This is a genomic window from Imperialibacter sp. EC-SDR9 (assembly GCF_902498805.1).
Lineage (GTDB): Bacteria > Bacteroidota > Bacteroidia > Cytophagales > Cyclobacteriaceae > Imperialibacter.
In genome coordinates this window covers 129470-148068 of sequence record NZ_LR701584.1, presented here as the reverse complement: position 1 = coordinate 148068, position 18599 = coordinate 129470, and the positions used below count along the sequence as shown (strand labels likewise).

General features: G+C 47.6%; 11 protein-coding genes. 5 read left to right on the top strand and 6 right to left on the bottom strand.

All coding sequences use genetic code 11. The annotated features are described in order from the left end of the window. Positions 1-6 precede the first annotated feature (6 nt). The 6 genes from GC130_RS13375 to GC130_RS13350 form a co-directional block, all read right to left on the bottom strand. A complete protein-coding gene (locus GC130_RS13375) occupies positions 7-1149 on the bottom strand; it encodes an MBL fold metallo-hydrolase (protein ID WP_151998825.1) in 1143 nt (380 codons plus the stop codon). An 80-nt stretch (positions 1150-1229) separates the two neighbouring features. Then, on the bottom strand, positions 1230-3929 hold the full coding sequence (locus tag GC130_RS13370; protein ID WP_151998824.1) for an ABC transporter permease: 2700 nt from the start codon (positions 3927-3929) through the stop codon (positions 1230-1232). 26 nt (positions 3930-3955) lie between these two features. Further along, a complete protein-coding gene (locus tag GC130_RS13365) occupies positions 3956-6604 on the bottom strand; it encodes an ABC transporter permease (protein WP_226940470.1) in 2649 nt (882 codons plus the stop codon). Positions 6605-6642: 38 nt separating this feature from the next. After that, on the bottom strand, positions 6643-6975 hold the full coding sequence (locus GC130_RS13360; protein WP_151998823.1) for a helix-turn-helix transcriptional regulator: 333 nt from the start codon (positions 6973-6975) through the stop codon (positions 6643-6645). A 265-nt stretch (positions 6976-7240) separates the two neighbouring features. Next, positions 7241-7627 carry a response regulator gene (locus GC130_RS13355; RefSeq protein ID WP_151998822.1) on the bottom strand — a complete coding sequence of 129 codons (387 nt, stop codon included), beginning with the start codon at positions 7625-7627 and terminating at the stop codon, positions 7241-7243. Between the two features lie 5 nt (positions 7628-7632). Further along, positions 7633-11541: a PAS domain S-box protein gene (locus GC130_RS13350; protein WP_151998821.1), complete on the bottom strand. Its 3909-nt coding sequence runs from the start codon at positions 11539-11541 to the stop codon at positions 7633-7635. A gap of 575 nt (positions 11542-12116) precedes the next feature. Here GC130_RS13350 and GC130_RS13345 point away from each other — a divergent pair. The 5 genes from GC130_RS13345 to GC130_RS13325 all read left to right on the top strand — a co-directional run bounded on the left by GC130_RS13345 (position 12117) and on the right by GC130_RS13325 (position 18546). Then, positions 12117-13757 carry a TldD/PmbA family protein gene (locus GC130_RS13345; RefSeq protein ID WP_151998820.1) on the top strand — a complete coding sequence of 547 codons (1641 nt, stop codon included), beginning with the start codon at positions 12117-12119 and terminating at the stop codon, positions 13755-13757. A 62-nt stretch (positions 13758-13819) separates the two neighbouring features. Next, positions 13820-15460, top strand: a complete 1641-nt coding sequence (locus tag GC130_RS13340; RefSeq protein WP_151998819.1) for a TldD/PmbA family protein — start codon at positions 13820-13822, stop codon at positions 15458-15460. A 31-nt stretch (positions 15461-15491) separates the two neighbouring features. Further along, entirely contained in the window at positions 15492-16808 is a 1317-nt protein-coding gene (locus GC130_RS13335) for a TldD/PmbA family protein (protein ID WP_151998818.1), read from the top strand. A gap of 66 nt (positions 16809-16874) precedes the next feature. Continuing rightward, positions 16875-17504, top strand: coding sequence for a DUF4159 domain-containing protein (locus GC130_RS13330; RefSeq protein ID WP_151998817.1), 630 nt, complete (start codon positions 16875-16877; stop codon positions 17502-17504). A gap of 34 nt (positions 17505-17538) precedes the next feature. Then, positions 17539-18546, top strand: coding sequence for a MoxR family ATPase (locus tag GC130_RS13325; RefSeq protein ID WP_151998816.1), 1008 nt, complete (start codon positions 17539-17541; stop codon positions 18544-18546). Positions 18547-18599: the final 53 nt, after the last annotated feature.

The window sequence follows — 18599 nt, the reverse complement described above, 5'->3', positions numbered from 1 at the left end:
GTATAATCACTTTAGCGAGTCCCACCATCTTTCCATCGGGAAGTCTGGCTGGCCCACTATTAGTCTTTCTCCAATTTTTGGCGTAGCGATAGGCATCCCCAATGCAGCAGCCTCTTTTGTTACCCGGTCAATAGGGTCTTTCCATGCATGAAGCGCCAGCACAAATGCCCCCCAGTGGATGGGCATCATAACTTTTGCATTTAAGTCAACGGCACCCTGAGCTGTTTCTTCTGGCAGCATGTGAATATTGTGCCAGCGCAGGTCGTACTGCCCGCACTCCATAAGGGCCGCATCAAACGGGCCGTAATTTTGACCAATTTCTTTAAAATGTGAGCCATAGCCGCTATCGCCACTGAAATAGATGTTGGCGTGCTGCCCTTTGATCACCCACGAACCCCACAGGGTTGAAAAACGATTGGTAATACCCCTGCCGGAGAAATGCCTTGCCGGTGTGCAGACAATTTGGAGATTCTCATGAGTAGTTTCCTCCCACCAGTTCATCTCATGTATTTTGTCTTCGGCTACACCCCAGGCGACCAGGTGAGCGCCAACGCCCAGTGGTACGTAAAAGTCTTTTACTTTGTCCTTTAATCGCATCACCGATTCGTAATCGAGGTGGTCGTAATGGTCATGGGAAAAGAAGACGGCATCGATAGCCGGAAGCTGCTCGATTTCTATGGGTAGCCCCTCGGTAAACCGATGCGAGCCCAGCCACGAAACAGGGGAAGGGCTGTCGCCAAACATTGGATCGAGTAAAATGTTCTTTCCTTCCATTTCCAGGAGAAAGGCCGAGTGACCAAACCAGGTAAGCCGGGTCAGGGTGTCCGGTCGATTGACGATGCTCATGGAATCAATCTTCAAAACAGGAAGTGGTTTTTCGGGAGCCAGGTTGGGCACGCCCACAACGTAATCTCTTAGCAGGGTTTTTACTGTAGCCCAGTCCATGTCCATGGAAGTGGGCTGTTGGTTGACAAAAAGACCCTCCTCGAAATGGCCGGACTTTTCGTAGGAAGCGATTTGGGCGTCAGTTGGGGTGCCGCCAAACTGCGGGCTCAGGCCGGTGAAAAGCCATCCCACAACGACCACCAGGGTAGTAATCCCGGCAAGGGAGATGCCGATAAACTTGAAAACAACTAAAATCAATCTCATAAGTGTATGGAGAGCACAAAAGCATCAATGCCAGCCTCAAAAATACGCTTACGATCAATCAATACACAAAGGTTGCATTCTTATTCGTATCTCAGCGCTTTGACCGGGTTGGCCCTGGCTGTTTTGATCACATGAACTCCAATGGTAAACAAAGCGATGAGCAGCGCCGCTGCCCCTGCCCCAGCAAATATGTACCAGCTGATGTCGATGCGGAAGGCGAAATTTTCAAGCCATCGCTGCAGCAGTAAGTAAGAAACGGGCCATGCAATCAGGTTGGCCAGGAGAACCCACATGGTGAACTCCCTGGAGAGGATCACGATGATTTGAGGCACGCCAGCACCCAGTACTTTTCGAATGCCAATTTCTTTGGTGCGTCGTTCGGTGACAAAGGCTGCCAGTCCAAAAAGGCCCAGACAGGCGATAAATATGGCAATACTGGCAAAAATGGTAACAATAGTACCGGCCTTTTGTTCGCTTTGGTAAAGCCTGGCCAATGTTTCATCTACAAAACTATAGTGGATAGCCTCACCTTCAGGTGCAAGCTTTGACCACTCATCTTCAATGAAGGCCATGGTCGACATCATGTCGTCGGACGACACCCGAAGCGTCAGCATTCCCGATGATTCTCTTGGTGGTCGCAGGTTGAGTACCAGGGGCCGGACCTGCCGGTGGAGCGATTCGTAGTTAAAGTCCCTGACCACGCCAATGATTTTGTAGGTCGTCCCTCTTTCCGTGATATCAATGGACGTTATTTCACTGCCGACCGGGTCTGCTGCGTTAAAGGCCCTGGCGGCCGATTCATTAATGATCACGGCCTGAGAATCGTTGGGGAAGTCCTTCGAGAAAAACCTTCCTGCTACAAGTTCTATTTGAAAAGTTTCCAAAAAGGCATCATCCACGTTGATAAACTGAGCAAGCACAATGTCGGATCCGGTCTTTTTATTGTACAAATAACCGCTTCCGGGAATGCCACTATTGAACAGTCTGGAACTGTTGGTAATCGCCTGTATGTTCAAGTTTTGACGTATGGTTTCGCTAAATACATCTGTCTTTTCTCTAAGTAGCGCTGCATTCCTGATTGAAACAAGGTGCTCTCTGCTGAATCCCAGGTTTTTATTTTGGATATAATGCAGCTGGTCTTTGATGACGATAGTGCCGATGAGCAAAGAGATAGAAATGGCAAATTGGGTAATGACCAGGCTACTCCTCAGCTTGCTGCTTTTAGCTCCTTTAACTTTGTTGTGTTTCAAAACGCTGATGGGCCGGGCCTGCGATAAATACAGAGCCGGGTAGCTGCCTGCCAGCACACCCACTACCAGGGCAAACAGCAGAAGACCGGGCAGTGTGTATACATTGCTGAAAAGGTTGAAAGTAAGGGTCCTTCCTGTCAGGTTGTTGAATCCGGGCAATGCCAGGCGGATAAATACTACCGACAATGCTACAGCCAGCAGGCTCATCAATACTGCTTCAGAAATAAATTGTGTGATGAGCTGATAGCGGGTAGAACCAAAGGTTTTTCTAACCCCCACCTCTTTTGCCCGCTTTTCCGACTTGGCTGTGGACAGGTTCATGAAGTTGATTACCGCAATGAATAGAATGAACACTGCGACCACAGAAAATATGTAAATGTAAGCGATGTCTCCCGACCTGACCGTGCCCCATTCCGTATTGAGATCGATACCGTAGTCTCGTTGTGATCTCAGGTAAATTGACTGAAAGGGCTGTAAGCCAAAGGCATAGTCGCTGCCTTGCTTAAGCAGCTCGTCGAAGGAAACGCCAAGTACTTGTTGGACCTGAGGCGCTACATAGTTGGTTACAATAGACTGCATTTTCTTCTCGAAGGCGACCGGATCGGTTCCCTTTTTTAAAGCGATGTAAGTGGTATACCAAAGCTCTATCCAACCGTCATTTGGCTCGTAGGTAGAGAGGGATTCAAGGTAATCGCAGCTAAAGTGAGAATTTTTTGGAAAGTCCTCTATCAGGGCTGTCACCATGTAGCTCCGGCCTCCCTCTGTCTCCAGTGTAGCACCAACCGGGTTTTCGTTACCAAAGATTCTCTTTGCCGCCGACTCCGTGATTACGAGCGAGTTAGGGCTTGTGAGGGCGGAGCCTGGCTCTCCCTCGATAAATTTGACAGGAAAAACATCAAAGAAAGTGCTGTCAACGGCATGAACCGTATTGCTCCTGTAAACCCGGTTATTGTGCCGAAACGCTCTGGGGCCCTGATAGCCTATACGGGTATAGGTGAGAACTTCCGGGAAATTCTCTTTGAGAGTGGCACCCATTCTTCCCGACGTTTTTGAGTTAACATTGCTTTCGCCGTTGATGTGGGAGCGAACATAGACCCGATAAAGTTGCTCGTTTTTGGCAACGGGTGAATCCGCTTTGTCGAAGCTTAGTTCGAAGCGAACGAATAGAAACAAGGTTAGGAAGCACGTAACGCCTACTGCCAGCCCAAGGATATTGATGGCAGCAAATGCCCTGTCTTTGCTGATATTGCGAAGGGCAATTTTTAAGTAGTAACTGATCATGACCAGGCTGTTGAGTTGAGTTTTTTGTGGCTTCTTTTGCTTGCGAAGCCCGGCATTTCTTATGGATAGCAGGCAATCTTTCAGATAGTGCAGAGATGCATACCTTTCGCCATGCTGCACCCGGCGATCTTCATACAGTTCGGTTAAATCGCCCTGTACTTCGTCCAACAGCTCCCGGCTCAGAACACGCCTGAGCAGCCAAGAGCCAAAGCGAGGTGGCAAGCCATCCGTTTCATTCGAGGTTTTCATTTGCGCCTTGTGTTAGGGCATGTTTCTTATTCGTACCGCAAGGCTTTTACCGGATCCGACTTGGCGGTTGACATCGTTTTGTAGCCAACGGTAAGTAAAGCTATCACCAAAACAAGCAATCCGGCAATGACGAAAATCATCGGTGAAATAGAAATTCTGTAGGCAAAATTGTCGAGCCAGTTGTTCATGATGAACCAGGTGGCGGGCCAGGCAATGAGGTTGGCGAACAGCACCAGGTAGACAAACTCTTTTGACAGCAGCATGACAATGTGGCCTACGTCGGCGCCAATCGCTTTTCTTATACCAATTTCCTTGGTCTTTTGTAGTGCATTGAACGACGACAGGCCGAACAGCCCAAGGCAGGCAATCACAATAGCAAAGCCTGCAAACAGGGTGAAGACCCTGCTGAATTTCTTTTCGGGGTTGTACTGCCGATTGAAGAAATCGTCGAGAAAGAAGTAGTCGAACGGGTTGCCCGGGAAGTAGGCCGTGTAGGTGCGCTCTACTTTGTCGAACAACTGGCTAAGGTCGGAAACGCCATTTTTATCGAGCTTAATCGTGAAAAAGCTGCTTCGGCCTGTTACCAGCGGAAACAACAAGGGAGTAGGTTTGGTTTTGGCCGACATTTGGTTGTAGTCTTCCACTATGCCCACAATGGTTTTGTTGCCCCGTCCCCAGCTTAGCTTTTGGTTAATGGCTTCTTCAGCCGAGGCGAAACCGAGGAATTTCGCACCCGCTTCGTTGAGGATAAGCGAGCCTGTGTCGGTACCGAATGTTCGGTCGTAGTTGCGGCCGGCAACAAACCTGATGTCGTAGGCAGGGAAGTAGTCATAGTCTACTCCGGCTATATAGATTGTTTTGCGTGCTTCGTTGGGCTCTTCGGCTCTTTTGATACCGTTTGCCCAGAAAATCTCATCTCCCGGAACGTTGGTGCCCGAAGCCAGGGCTGTAATTTCCGGCATTTGAAGCAGCTCATTCCTGAAGGTCTGCATGGTTGAGCCATAAAGGGAGTCAGCTGCAAATACACCGGGCCCTTTTACCACAAGGGTCTCTGTCATATCGAAGCCCAGGTCCAGGTTGCGGACAAAGCTGAGCTGCTGATACACAATGAGGGTTCCGGCAATCAGACATACCGAGGAAGCAAACTGGAATATGACAAGGGTTTTTCTGAGAAGGATGCCGCCCTTTTTGCCAGTCATTTTGCCCTTTAGCACGGTAGATGGCTGGTATGACGACAAAACAAATGCGGGGTACAGGCCGGAGAGAAACGAGCCGATAAAAACGACCAGCATTGCGACACCCCAAAAACTTGCACTCAACAAGAATGAAAGGTCCAGGCTTGCATCAGTAAGCGCATTGAACTGATTGATGCCAAGTGTTACTATGACGAGCCCCAACACGAAGGAGAGCAAGTTCATGACAAGCGATTCGGTAATAAACTGCCCGATTAGCTGCGCCTTGAATGCGCCCATTACTTTTCTTACGCCAACTTCCTTGGCACGTTCTACCGACCTGGCTGTGCTCAGGTTGATGTAATTTATCCAGGCAATCACCAGGATAAACGCAGCAATGATGGTGAGGAAAAAGACGGCTTCCCCATCGCCGGCTTCGTCCGGCTCCGATTCCTGAAGTAGATTAGAGCTCAGGTGGATATCGGTAATTGGCTGTAAGAGGAACTCTTGTCTGATATTGTATTTTTCTTCCTCCTCATGTCTTTCTTCATACAGCACGTCAGCAAATTTCTTATTGAAGGCCACAGGGTCAGTTCCATCCCGCAAAAGAACGTAGCTATTGAAATCGTACCACCCCCAGGCTGTTTCTGACTGGTTATCAGTTTGATTATTGAGTGTTTGATAGGAGATAAGGAAGTCAAATTTGATATGCGAATTGTTGGGCACGTCTTTGGCCACTGCTGTCACCGCCATGCTGTATTGCCCGTCAGCCCGGATCATTTTGCCGATAGGGTCTTCGTCGCCGAAGTATTTTTTGGCAGCTGTTTCAGAAATTACCACTGTATTCGGTTCAGTCAGGCAGGTTTCCACATCTCCCTTGATGAGTGGGAAGGTAAAGATCTTCAGGAAAGCAGGATCGGCAATGTGAATTCTGTCTTCCCGAAAGTTGATATTGTTATAAGAAACTACCATCGAAAGGGGATAGGCTCTGGCGAAGTCTACCACCTCGGGCATTTTCTCTTTCATGAAAGGCCCTACCCTTGGCACGGCCGCAGCACATTCAAACTGAAGCTCTCCTTCGCGGTAAAAGTTGTACTGTATGCGATACAGATTTTTGAAATTGACGTTGAACTTGTCGTAGCTCCGCTCGTAGGCCACGTATTGCATAATAAAAATGCAGGCAGCCATGCCAAGTGCCAGCCCCATGATGTTGAGGGCAGTGTAGACCTTGTTTTTGGAGATGGTCCGCAGTGTGATTTTAAGGTAATTTCGAATCATAGCGCCTGAGTTATTTTGAGTAGTATAATGTCTTTTTCTTCTGAGGTCGTAATTGCGGGCAGAAAGTACGGCGTCTTTCAGGTAGTGAAGCGAGGCGATCCACTTACCCTTTGTTTCAAGTCTTTCTTCGTAAAGCTCAAGCAGGTCACCGTGGATTTCTTCGAACAGTTCTGCACTGTAAATCTTCCTGAGGAGGAAGGTTCCCAGCGCTGGTGGCCGATTCACATGGTTTTGTCCTGCGGGTATCAAAGAAGTGCCGGGTTTCAGCTATTGACAAACGACAACTGAGGGATGTTGGACCACAGTTGCTCTTTCATTTCTTTGGACTCCTTCAGCGTGGCAAAGCCGGCTGAGGTTACTTTGAACAGGCGCTTCTTCTTGCCGCCTCTTTTTGAAGTGGCCCCGCCGAATTCGGACGACAGAAAGCCCTTGTCCTCAAGCCTGTAGAGTGAAGAGTGGACTGCGCTGATATTTACTACTCTGCTGGCTGTTTTTTCCAGTTCTTCCCTCACCGCTACCGCATATGCTTCGTCGCCGAGTGAAGCCACCATCAGAAGGACCAGCTCTTCGAGCTCTCCAAGGTTATTGCCTTTCATTTCTTTTAAGTTTGCGATTGATTATCCTCACAAACGTAAATAAAATAAATATGTTTTCCTCAGTTTTGTAAATTATATCATTTAAGGGCCTTCATGAGGCTTTAGGTAGTTGCATTCCCCGGGCGGGTAAATGGCAGGTGGTCACCTGCCAAAAGGTCGGACAACCCTTTTTTGCCTCCCTTACAGCATTTAACTTTCAAAAGCCCTGTGCTAATACTTGCGGGGAGCGATGGCGTGAGATTAGTTAAGGGGAGGGGACAGGCAGTTACCCCAGTATTTTTGCCAGGTCAGCTTCTTTTACGGGTTTCACAATGAAATCGCTAACCTCCTGGTATGTCTTCGCTTTTTCTATGTCAGCCTGGTCTATAGAAGAACTTACCATGTAAATGGTGATCTTCTTCTTTATCATCGGTTTGATTTTTACAAACTCGTCAAGAAACTGCCATCCATCCATCACGGGCATGTTTATGTCCAGTAAAATGACGTCAGGCAATTCTTCACTTGTGCTGATCAAAGGTTTCATGTACTTAATTGCCTCGGCACCATTTTTAAATACCAACAGGTTTTTACTGTACTTATGAAAATCAATCAGCTTCCTGAGGCCGAATACATAAATCTGATCATCATCGATGATGCAAGCTAAATCTACCATGCTTATTAAAAGTATATCTTAAACGTTGTTCCTACCCCCACTTCACTTTCTACTTCGATTCTACCCCCCATGCTCTCCACCTGATTTTTGGTAATGAAAAGGCCGATCCCCTTGGCGTCGGCATTGCCGTGAAATGTCTTGTACATGCCAAACAATTTGGCTTTGTGGAGTTTGAGATCGATACCCCTACCGTTATCTGCAATTTGCAAAAATTTTGAATTTTTAGATTCAACAAAGTCAATATTAACCACAGGATTTCTCTCCGGGTGCCTGTACTTAATAGCATTGCTCAGGAAGTTGAGCAGGATGCTTTCCAGATAAGCTCTGTTGTAGGTAATTGTGACCCCGTCACCTATGTTTAAATTTATTCTTGCTCTTTTTTCCTTTATGTCACCCGACAGTATGCGCATCGTTTTGACGAAATACTCTTTTAAGCTGAGTTCCTCTGTTTGCGTGTTAATATCCACCTGTATTTTGACCACCTCATTCAAGTTGGTGATAGTCTCGCTCAGTGATCCGGATATTTGTGCCAGGTGCTCGATAAGTTCTTCTTTTTCTTCGGGCGTAGAAGACATATCGATGAGGTTGATCATCATCTCAAGGTTGCCGGAGTGAGATCGAAGGTTGTGTGACACTATGTGCGCAAAGTTCAGCAGCCGCTTGTTCTGCTCGCTGATAATATCAAACGAGTGCCTGACCTGCGCCTCTTTTTCCTTGCGCCAGGTAATGTCCGAATGAGTGCCAATGACTCGCAAAGGCTGGCCCTTCTCGTCAAATTCGGTCACCTTGCCCCGATCAAGTATCCAAACATAGTGTCCATCTTCGTGTTGCACACGGTGCTCGTTGATATAAACCTCGCTTTCGCCCCTCAAATGCTTCTGCATTTCTTCAAAGTATGCTTCCTTGTCCTCTGGGTGTACCCGATTATCCCAGGCCCCTGATTTGTTTGGTGCGTCTTTGGTGCTTAGCCCCAGCATGTCGAGTGATCTTTTGGAATAGAATACTTCTTCGGTTGCCAGGTTCCAATCCCACACGCCATCGTTGGCTCCTTCGAGCGCAAATTGCCAGCGTTGTTCACTTTCCTGTAGTGCCCGTTCAGTAAGTTTTCTCGCAGTGATGTTGTAGCTGATGCCTATCAGGCCCACAATTTCCCCAGTATCATTTCGCAAAGGGATTTTTGATGAAAGAAACCAATTGGTGCTTCCGTCATGCCTGGTGTTGATCGTCTCTTTATTTAAGATCGCTTTCCCAGTGCTGAACACCTCTAGGTCTTCTTGCCGTGATACATTTGCAGATTCCGCCGGGTAGAGGTCGAAGTCGGTTTTGCCCAGTACCTCTGATTCTTTTTTGAAGCCCGAATATTCCATTTCCAGCCTATTGACAAGTGTTTTCCTCGACGCCAAATCTTTGATATAAATATTGACGGGAATATTATCGATCAACGATTTCAAAAGCTTTCTTTCCTCTTTCAGGGCATTCTCTGTTGCCTTTCTTTCAGTAACATCCTCTATTTGAGAAATGAAATGGAGGGGCTGGTTGTCGGCATCTCGCACCAGCGAAACGCTCAGTAGCACCCAGACGATGTTTCCCTTTTTATGAAAATAACGCTTCTCCATCTTGTAGGAATCAATTTCTCCGCTCAATACCTTTTGCACCAGTTGAAGGTCGCTTTCAAGGTCGTCAGGGTGAGTTATCTCCTGAAAGGTGGTTTGCAGAAGCTCTTTCTCCTCATATCCAAGCATTTCGCAAACACGGCTATTTACCTGTTTCCATTTGCCTTCAGGCGATACCAGAGCCATTCCAATCGCCGAATACTGAAAGGCTCCCCGGAACTGCTCTTCGCTCACCTTTAAGTTGAGCTCAGCTTCTTTGATTTGATTGATGTCTTGAAAAACTCCAAAAAGCCTGGTGCAAACTCCGTTGCTAAAGTCTGCCTGGCCCACTGCCCGGATCCATTTAGTGGAGCCATCGGCTGTTACAAGCTCAACTTCCAAATCATAGGGAGTGCCGTTTAATATTGCGTTCTGGACGGCAGCTTCGATCTTCTGTCTGCTTTCGCCTTCTTTGAAGAATTGGATGGCGCCGTCAAGTTTGGGTTCATAATCGGCAGCCACTTTGTGTAGTTCCTTTGTTGTTTTGTCCCAATAAACGGTGTTGTTAACCAAATCTACTTCCCACGCACCGATGTTGGCAGTTTCGCTGGCTTGCTCTAGAATAGACTCCAGACGTTTTTTTTCCTCTTCCTTCTGCTTTAGTGAAGTTATGTCAGCAGTGTACATAATAAGCCCCCCCACAACGCCTTCTTTCTTGTACCAGGGTCGCACCTCCCACGTGAGCCATTGCACCGACCCGTCAGCTCTGTTGAAGGGAGCCTCGTCCACTTTGTCAATGGCTCCATGGAGACATTTTGTATGGATTTTTTTCCAATCCTCTACAATCTCAGGGAAAATATCATAGTGTGAGATGCCTATTATTTGCTTGTCTTTGATTCCGTAGTCTTCTTTCCATTTTTCGGAGGCAGCCAGGTACCTCATTTCGGTATCGAACATGGCAATGGCTGAGGGGGCTTGTTCAATAAATACCCTATTGCGTTTTTCACTTTCCTCAAGACTTATTTCAAAAAGCTTTTGTTCGGTAATGTCCCAATGAGTGCCCGCAATTCGGAAAGGATTGCCCTGTTCGTCATAGTGGACTACGCCATTAACCTTGATGTATTTAATAGATTTGTTGGGTAATATAATCCGGTGCTCAAGACCAATGGACAGCTGATTTTTTACCGCCAAATCAAATGCCTTGTCAGCTCGTGCCCGATCTTCGGGATGAGTCCTTTTGCTGAGCGAATCCAGAGATATTGGCTCATAGGGGTCAAAACCCCAAATTTTTCTTAATGCATCGTTCACATCAAGGAAGTTATCTTTGATATCGATAGTCCACAAACCAACGTTTCCACTACTGGTAGCTAGTTGTAGCCTCTCATTAAGCAAATTTAGTTCTTCCGTTCGCTCTGCAATTTTTTCTTCCAGCGACTGGTTGAGGTCTGAAAGTTGATTTTCTGCTTCTTGTCGTTCGGTATCCACTCTATTGAGTATGAAGGCCACTCTCAGGATGAGAACAAGGCAAATTGCCAGAAAGGAGATTGTTTGCAGCGAAATGCCGAATTCCACGGATACTATGCCGAACCTCTTGGAAAGAATCATTAAAAAGCCCAGGGTTATCACAAGAAAGGCAATTTGTGGCAAGAGCCGCTTCGCCAGCCAGGTGCCCAGGTTTCGTCCTTTAAAAAAGCCAACCAACCCGAGGTGAGGTCGGCTGAGGCTGGCCGCCAGTGAAGTCAATAAAAAGGTGATTGAAGTGTGAATGGCCATTGTGCTAAAAAACGGCAGTTTGGCGCTTGAGGGAACCTGATAGAAAAAGCCCATTAATGAAATAAATGAGAGCAGGCTCACCAGATGAAGAACATACTGTGCAAGCGGCAAAAGCCGCACCCTGGATGATGAAAAAATCAGCAGGGAGGCCCCCAGCAATAGAAAACACGTAGCAGTAGCGGCCGACATACGACCCGGGTAGGGCGCATTTGCCACTCTCGAAATATTGTCGACAAAGAAGAATTCATCTATCCCCAACGAGTAGCCAAACGCATATTGCGAAAGCGTAAGGAGGCCAATCAGCATGGTTAAGACAGAAAATAGCTGAACAGGCAGGTTGAATCCGTTCCTGAAAGTGTCAAGGAAAGTTAGAGCCAGGCCGGCGAACAAAAAGCCCAGAGCAGTATTGAACTTCATCGTCGGCAGGCCAGGAACTATCGCCAGCAGGACGTCGAATCCAATAATCCATCCAGTAACTACGAGAATGGCAATGAAGTTGACGGCCAGACTTGTGTAAGTAACAAATGAACTGTCCTTGCTTGTTCTCATTTTATCTTTTGCTGGTTAGCCTATCAACAGGCGTCAAGAAGTAATTCCGCTAAAGTAGACCATCTTAATGTATGAGACTTTACTTTAATTAGGAAAATAACATGTAAAAATATGACGGAAGGAGGAGTTTCGGCCTGTCTCCGGATTGGTCAGGTATTGTCAATATGAAATTCTATGTCGTAATCCGAACGCTATATTGTTGGTGGTCAGCGGAGAACGGAATTTGGCAACTATCAGCCGATGATTGCTGGCGTCAATTTTCCATAAATATATATAATGTCTAATTATCAACACTAAGGCTATTTTTCTTTAAAGTAGCGCTGGACGACCCGACTTAGGTTCTCTGATCTAGCGACGCCTTTTGTTCTTTCCTGTTATATAAATGATTGCCACACTTAATTTACAGTGCATTAGCTTGATGATTCTGATCCTCCAAACCCATTTCTAACCGCTGACCATTTTTTACTATCGTTGTGTAATTGAAGCTGTGTATTTTACAACTTATTTAACGATCAGCTCCTTTTGTTTGAAGGGATGCAAGAAAAAATTCTTATTACTACAAAAGCGATAATACTTTGAGACGCAGAGACTTTGTACAGATAGCAGGTTTAGGAATGGCAGGGGCTGCTTTGTCGATTCCAATGATAGGGAATGCGGTGCCGGTACAGCGCTTTTTGGAGTCGCCACTGGATGTGGCCCAAAAGAAACAGCTGGCGGACGTGGCGTTGAATGCTGCAAAAGCGAACGGAGCGACCTACGCCGACGTGAGAATAGGAAGGTACCTCAACCAATATGTGTTTACCAGAGAGACGAGGGTGCAAAATATAGTCAACACTGAGTCGTTTGGTGTAGGCATTAGAGTTATCGCCAATGGTACCTGGGGCTTTGCCTCCACCAACGAGGTCAATCCGGCAGGTATTCAAAAAGCCACGATGCAAGCTGTGTCCATAGCCAAAGCCAATTCAAAATTTCAGACTGACCCTGTAAAGCTTGCTCCTGTTCAGTCATACGGAGAAGTAAGCTGGAAAAGCCCAATAGAAAAGAGTGCTTTTGAAGTACCTGTATCCGAGAAAGTTGATTTGCTCCTGGCCGCCAATGCCGCCGCCATGGACGCTGGTGCCAGCTTCGTCAACTCTAACCTGTTCATGGTGAATGAGCAGAAGTATTTTGCTTCTACAGAGGGGTCGTACATCGATCAGGACGTGCACAGGATATGGCCTACGTTCAATGTGAATGCCGTGAACCGTGCCGAAGGAAAATTCAAATCCCGCTCTGCCATGAGTGCCCCCATGGGAATGGGATGGGAGTACATGCTTCCAAAGGAATCGGACAAGCTGGAAGGCCCTGGTGGCATGAAGCTGTACAAGAACAGCTACGATATAGTAGAGGATGCCAAAACGGCGGCGCTCCAAGCGAAGGAAATGCTCGACGCCAAGTCGGTGGACCCTGGTAAATACACCATGGTACTGGAGCCGAACCACCTTGGTTTAACAATTCACGAGTCTGTGGGGCATCCGCTGGAATTGGATAGAGTGCTTGGTTACGAAGCCAATTATGCCGGCACAAGTTTTGCCACATTGGATAAATGGAAGTCAGGCGATTTCAATTACGGCAGCAAGGAGGTAAATATTTTTGCTGACAAGCTGCAGCCTGGCTCGCTGGGTGCGGTGGGTTACGACGATGAAGGAGTGAAGACCAAGCGTTGGGACCTGATCAAAGACGGTATTCTGGTGAACTATGAAGCCATTCGTGACCAGGTGCATATTCTCGGTCAGAATGAGTCGCATGGCTGCTGCTATGCCCAGACCTGGCAGGATGTGCAGTTCCAGCGCATGCCTAACGTTTCACTGGCGCCGGGCAAGGAGAAGTACTCCTCGGCCGATATGATCAAAGACGTAGAGAAAGGCATTTACATTGCTGGCAGGGGCTCTTACTCTATCGATCAGCAGCGCTACAACTTCCAGTTCGGCGGCACTGTGTTTTATGAAATCAAAAACGGTGAAATAGTGGGTATGCTTAATGACGTAGCCTATCAGAGCAATACCCAGGAATTCTGGAATAGCTGCGTGAAAATATGTGATGAAAATGATTATCGGATGTTCGGCTCTTTCTTCGATGGCAAAGGTCAGCCCTCGCAGGTAAGTGCCGTATCGCACGGAAGCTCCACAACAAGGTTTGATGGAGTGAATGTGATCAATACTGGAAGGTCTATTTAATAGCCCTTTGAAGAAAGAAGGAACTCAAACTAAAATAAAACAAGGACTAACTTAATTAACCCATGAGGAGAAGAGATTTTGTTCAACTGGCGGGTTTGGGAGCTGGAGCAATGATGCTGCCTGTTTCCGCTTTTGCCAAATCGGTAGACCCCAGCCGACTGCTGGAGCCTGCCCTGGATGTGATCCAGAAGAAGAGACTGGCCGACGTGGCACTCAACGCATCCCGCTCTGCCGGTGCGAGTTATACGGATGTTCGCATAGGCCGTTACCTTAATCAGTTTGTCATCACCCGTGAAGACAAAGTGCAGAACATGGTGAACACTGAGTCGTTTGGTACTGGTATTCGTGTGATTGCCAACGGTACCTGGGGGTTTGCATCGACCAACGATGTGACTGAGGAAGGAATTGCGAAAGCGGCAAGACAGGCGGTCGCTATTGCCAAAGCGAACTCCAAATTCCAGACGTCGCCGGTAGAATTGGTGCCGGTGAAAGGATACGGAGAGGTGAGTTATAAAACTCCTATCAAGAAGAACGGATTTGAAGTAACCATAAAAGACAAGGCCGACCTCCTGCTGAATGCCAACGCAAGAGCAATGGAGAACGGAGCAAGCTATATTAATAACATTCTGTTCCTCGTGAATGAGCAAAAGTACTTTGCTTCGTCTGAAGGATCATACATCGATCAGGATGTGCACAGAACCTGGCCTTTCTTTACGGTGACTGCTATCGATAAAGATTCGGGACAGTTCAAACAGCGTGGCTCTTTCAGTGCCCCAGTGGGCATGGGCTACGAGTACCTCGACGGCCGTGCTGAAGACAAGATCATTGGCCCAGCGGGCGTAACGCTTTACGATAAGTCGTACGACATGGTGGAAGATGCTACCATGGCAGCGCAACAAGTGAAAGAAATACTGTCAGCAAAATCGGTGGAGCCAGGCAAATATGATTTAGCGCTAGAGCCTTCGCACCTGTGGCTGACCATTCATGAGTCGGTAGGTCACCCGCTGGAACTGGACAGGGTGCTGGGCTACGAGGCCAACTACGCAGGTACCAGCTTCGCTACATTGGACAAATGGGAAACCAAGAAATTCAACTATGGCAGCAAGCAGGTCAACTTTGTGGCTGATAAAACGCAGGTAGGTTCGCTTGGTGCTGTCGGCTGGGATGATGAAGGGGTGAAGACAAAAGAGTGGGACCTGGTGAAAGACGGTACGCTGGTGAACTACCAGGCCATCAGAGACCAGGCCAAAATCATTGGAGAAACTGAGTCGCATGGCTGCTGTTATGCAGATAGCTGGAGCAGCGTTCAATTCCAGCGCATGGCCAATGTGTCGTTGAAGGCTGGCGAAGAGCAACTTACGCCCGAGCAGCTTATCGGGGGCATTGACAAAGGCGTTTACATTGTAAAGGACGGCTCATTCTCTATTGATCAGCAGCGTTACAACTTCCAGTTTGGTGGACAGTTGTTCTTCGAAATTAAGAACGGAAAGATAGCCGGTATGCTGAAAGATGTGGCTTACCAGTCAAATACTCAGGAGTTCTGGAATTCCTGTGTGCAGGTTTGCGACAGCAGAGATTACCGGTTGAACGGCTCTTTCTTTGACGGAAAAGGCCAGCCGGGGCAGTCAAGCGCAGTGTCGCACGGAAGTGCAACGACGAGGTTCAACGGTATCAACGTGATCAATACTGCGAGAAGCATTTAACCTATTAACTAACTCGAAATCAGAATTCAAAATGGCAATATTTTCAAAAGACGAAGCAAGGGCGATCCTGGAGAAGGTAATGAAATTCTCGAAGGCCGATGCTTGCGAGGCTAACCTCAACGGCTCCAATGGGGGCAATATCCGCTATGCAAGGAACACCGTTTCTACTGCTGGGGAAAACAGCGATGTGACGCTGGTGGTGCAATCGAACTTCGGTAAGAAGTCGGGCACCGCAACTGTGAATGAATTCGACGATGCGTCGCTCGAAAAAGTAGTGAGAAGATCGGAAGAACTGGCGCAGCTGGCACCAGAAAACCCCGAGTTTATGGGGCCTCTTGAGCAACAGACCTATGGTGAATCAAAAACCTACGCCGAAGCAACAGCTAAGATAACTCCGGAATACCGGGCGCAGGCAGCCGCCAACAGTATCAATCCGGCGGCGGCGAAGGATGTTACGGCTGCAGGCTTTTTGGAGGACAGCTACGGTTTTGCTTCCATGATGAACACAAAAGGCCTTTTTGCCTACAACAGGTCTACCAACGTCAACTTTACAGTGACAATGCGGACCAACGACGGGCTTGGCTCAGGCTGGGCAACAAGAGACTACAACGATGTAAGCAAACTTGATACGGCTGAGGCGTCCAAAATTGCGATTGAGAAAGCCGTAAAGTCAAGCACTGCCAAAGCCATTGAGCCCGGCAAATATACCGTGATTCTTGAGCCCGCCGCCGCTTCTGATCTTTTGCAGAATATGCTTTTCAGCATGGGCGCACGCCAGGCAGACGAAGGAAGAAGCTTTCTCGCTAAAAAAGGCGGAGGAACTAAGCTTGGAGAAAAGATAGTTGACGAAAGGGTGAACATCTATACCGACCCGTTCAATACGGAGGTGCCTGCTTCTCCCTGGACACAGGATGGCCAGGCCAGAAAGAAAATGGATATCCTTAAGAATGGTGTGGTAAGCAACATGTTCTACGATAGGTACTGGGCCGAAAAACAAGGTGTGGCGCCGGTGCCATTCCCCGGCAACGCCATCATGGAAGGCGGTACTGCCAGTCTTGAGGACATGATCAAGGATACAAAAAAAGGCATTTTGGTTACTCGCTTCTGGTATATCAGAACGGTTGATCCCCAAACGCTGCTTTATACTGGTCTTACCCGTGACGGTACTTTCTACATTGAAAATGGCAAAATTGCCTATCCTGTAAAAAATTTCCGTTTCAATGAGAGCCCCGTGATCATGCTCAATAATCTGGAAACGCTGGGTAAGCAGGTGCGGACGGATGGTAATTTGATTCCTTACATGAAGATCAGGGACTTTACCTTCTCCAGTTTGTCTGACGCTGTTTAAAACTCTCAAGGGAACGTCTTCCCGGTACCTTAACGTTGTCGGGAAGACGTTTAGTTGTAAACTGGTATGAGCAGAAAGCGCTTTGAGGAGTTTTTCTTTACACGGCTTCAGTATGAATCAGGCGATTGGGATGTAGATCAGCGCATGCCATCCAATTTGCTCAATTCTCTGGTGGAGTATACCACATTGCCAGTGAATACCAGAGAGAACATTGTTTCGCTGAGCTCTGACGAGATTTTCAACAGTCCTTTTTGTTACCTGAGCGGCCACAAGCTGGTTGAGTTTACGGCAACCGAACGGGACAACTTCAAGAAGTATGTGGAGAATGGAGGTTTTGTCTTTGTCGACGACTGCAACCATGATATCGATGGTCTGTTTGCCAAGTCATTTGAAACGCAGATGGAAAAGCTTTTTGGAGCAGGCCAGCTGAAGAAAATACCGAACAACCACCCTATTTATTCTTCTTTTTTCGAATTCGATGGCCCGCCTACCACCTCGCAGGAGCTGAACGGTTGGGGCGATGATATTGTGCATGACTACCTGAAAGCAATAGAAGTGGATGGAAGGATAGGAGTTCTTTACAGCAATAAGGATTACGGTTGCGAGTGGGATTATGATTTCCGCAACAAACGTTTTTATAAGATCGACAACACCAGGTTTAGTATTAATATAGTGATGTATGCCATGATGGCCTGACCTTTTAGCTGGTTGGGTTTGAGACATTGATAGCATGAATGCAGAATTAAAAGAGATAGAGAAAACGGCTGAAAAGCTGGTGACCAGCCTGGGTGACCTGAAGAAGGAGATTGGAAAGGTGATTGTGGGGCAGGGAGAAACAATTGACCAGCTGCTGATTACGTTTCTGGCGGGAGGCCATGGCTTGCTCGAAGGTGTGCCAGGCCTGGCCAAGACGCTGATGATCCGAACGCTGTCAGAAGCGATTGATCTCAAATTCAGACGGATCCAGTTCACTCCTGATTTGATGCCGACCGATATCATTGGTACGGAAATATTGGAGGAGGACCACACCACAGGCAAAAGGATATTCAAGTTCAATAAAGGCCCCATTTTCGCCAATATTATTCTGGCAGATGAAATCAACCGAACGTCGCCCAAAACGCAGTCGGCATTGCTTGAAGCCATGCAGGAGTTTGAGGTGACTTATGCGGGAACGACTTATCCGCTGGAGAGGCCTTTCTTTATTTTGGCCACCCAAAACCCGATTGAACAGGCGGGTACTTTCCCGCTTCCGGAAGCGCAGCTGGATCGGTTTCTTTTATACATCCGAATCGGCTACCCAACTGCGGAGGAAGAGCTTAATATTTTGGAAAGTACTACTGGCAAGAAGAAAGAAGCGGTGAAAAGTGTTATCAAAGGCGAAGAAATTCTGGAAGCACAGAAGCTCGTCAGGGAAGTGCATATCAGCAGAGACCTTATTGGCTTTGTGAGCAGGGTGGTGCGGGCTACCAGGGCGGGCGAAAGCGAGGTGAGTTTTGTGAACGAATGGGTGCGCTGGGGTGCAGGCCCAAGAGCAGGTCAGGCAATGATCTTAACTGCTAAAGCAAGGGCACTCCTCAAAGGCCGTTTTGCCGTGACCATGGAGGACATCAAAAGTGTAGCATTTCCTGTCCTTCGCCATCGAATCCTTATGAACTTCAAAGCAGAGGCCGACGGTGTTACTTCGGACAGGGTAACCGCCGAGCTTTTGGATAAGATTAAACTTCCATCTGGAGTTTAGGCAACTACCAGGGAATCTTCAGTCCTTCTAAGGCAAACTAAAAAGGCTTCAAT

What these genes read in the sequence shown, in the direction of transcription:
- GC130_RS13335 (WP_151998818.1), top strand. Translation starts at nt 15,492, where the DNA reads ATGGCAATATTTTCAAAAGACGAAGCAAGGGCGATCCTGGAGAAGGTA.
- GC130_RS13340 (WP_151998819.1), top strand. Translation starts at nt 13,820, where the DNA reads ATGAGGAGAAGAGATTTTGTTCAACTGGCGGGTTTGGGAGCTGGAGCA.
- GC130_RS13370 (WP_151998824.1), bottom strand. Translation starts at nt 3,929, where the DNA reads ATGAAAACCTCGAATGAAACGGATGGCTTGCCACCTCGCTTTGGCTCT.
- GC130_RS13330 (WP_151998817.1), top strand. Translation starts at nt 16,875, where the DNA reads ATGAGCAGAAAGCGCTTTGAGGAGTTTTTCTTTACACGGCTTCAGTAT.
- GC130_RS13355 (WP_151998822.1), bottom strand. Translation starts at nt 7,627, where the DNA reads ATGGTAGATTTAGCTTGCATCATCGATGATGATCAGATTTATGTATTC.
- GC130_RS13360 (WP_151998823.1), bottom strand. Translation starts at nt 6,975, where the DNA reads ATGAAAGGCAATAACCTTGGAGAGCTCGAAGAGCTGGTCCTTCTGATG.
- GC130_RS13325 (WP_151998816.1), top strand. Translation starts at nt 17,539, where the DNA reads ATGAATGCAGAATTAAAAGAGATAGAGAAAACGGCTGAAAAGCTGGTG.
- GC130_RS13375 (WP_151998825.1), bottom strand. Translation starts at nt 1,149, where the DNA reads ATGAGATTGATTTTAGTTGTTTTCAAGTTTATCGGCATCTCCCTTGCC.
- GC130_RS13350 (WP_151998821.1), bottom strand. Translation starts at nt 11,541, where the DNA reads ATGAGAACAAGCAAGGACAGTTCATTTGTTACTTACACAAGTCTGGCC.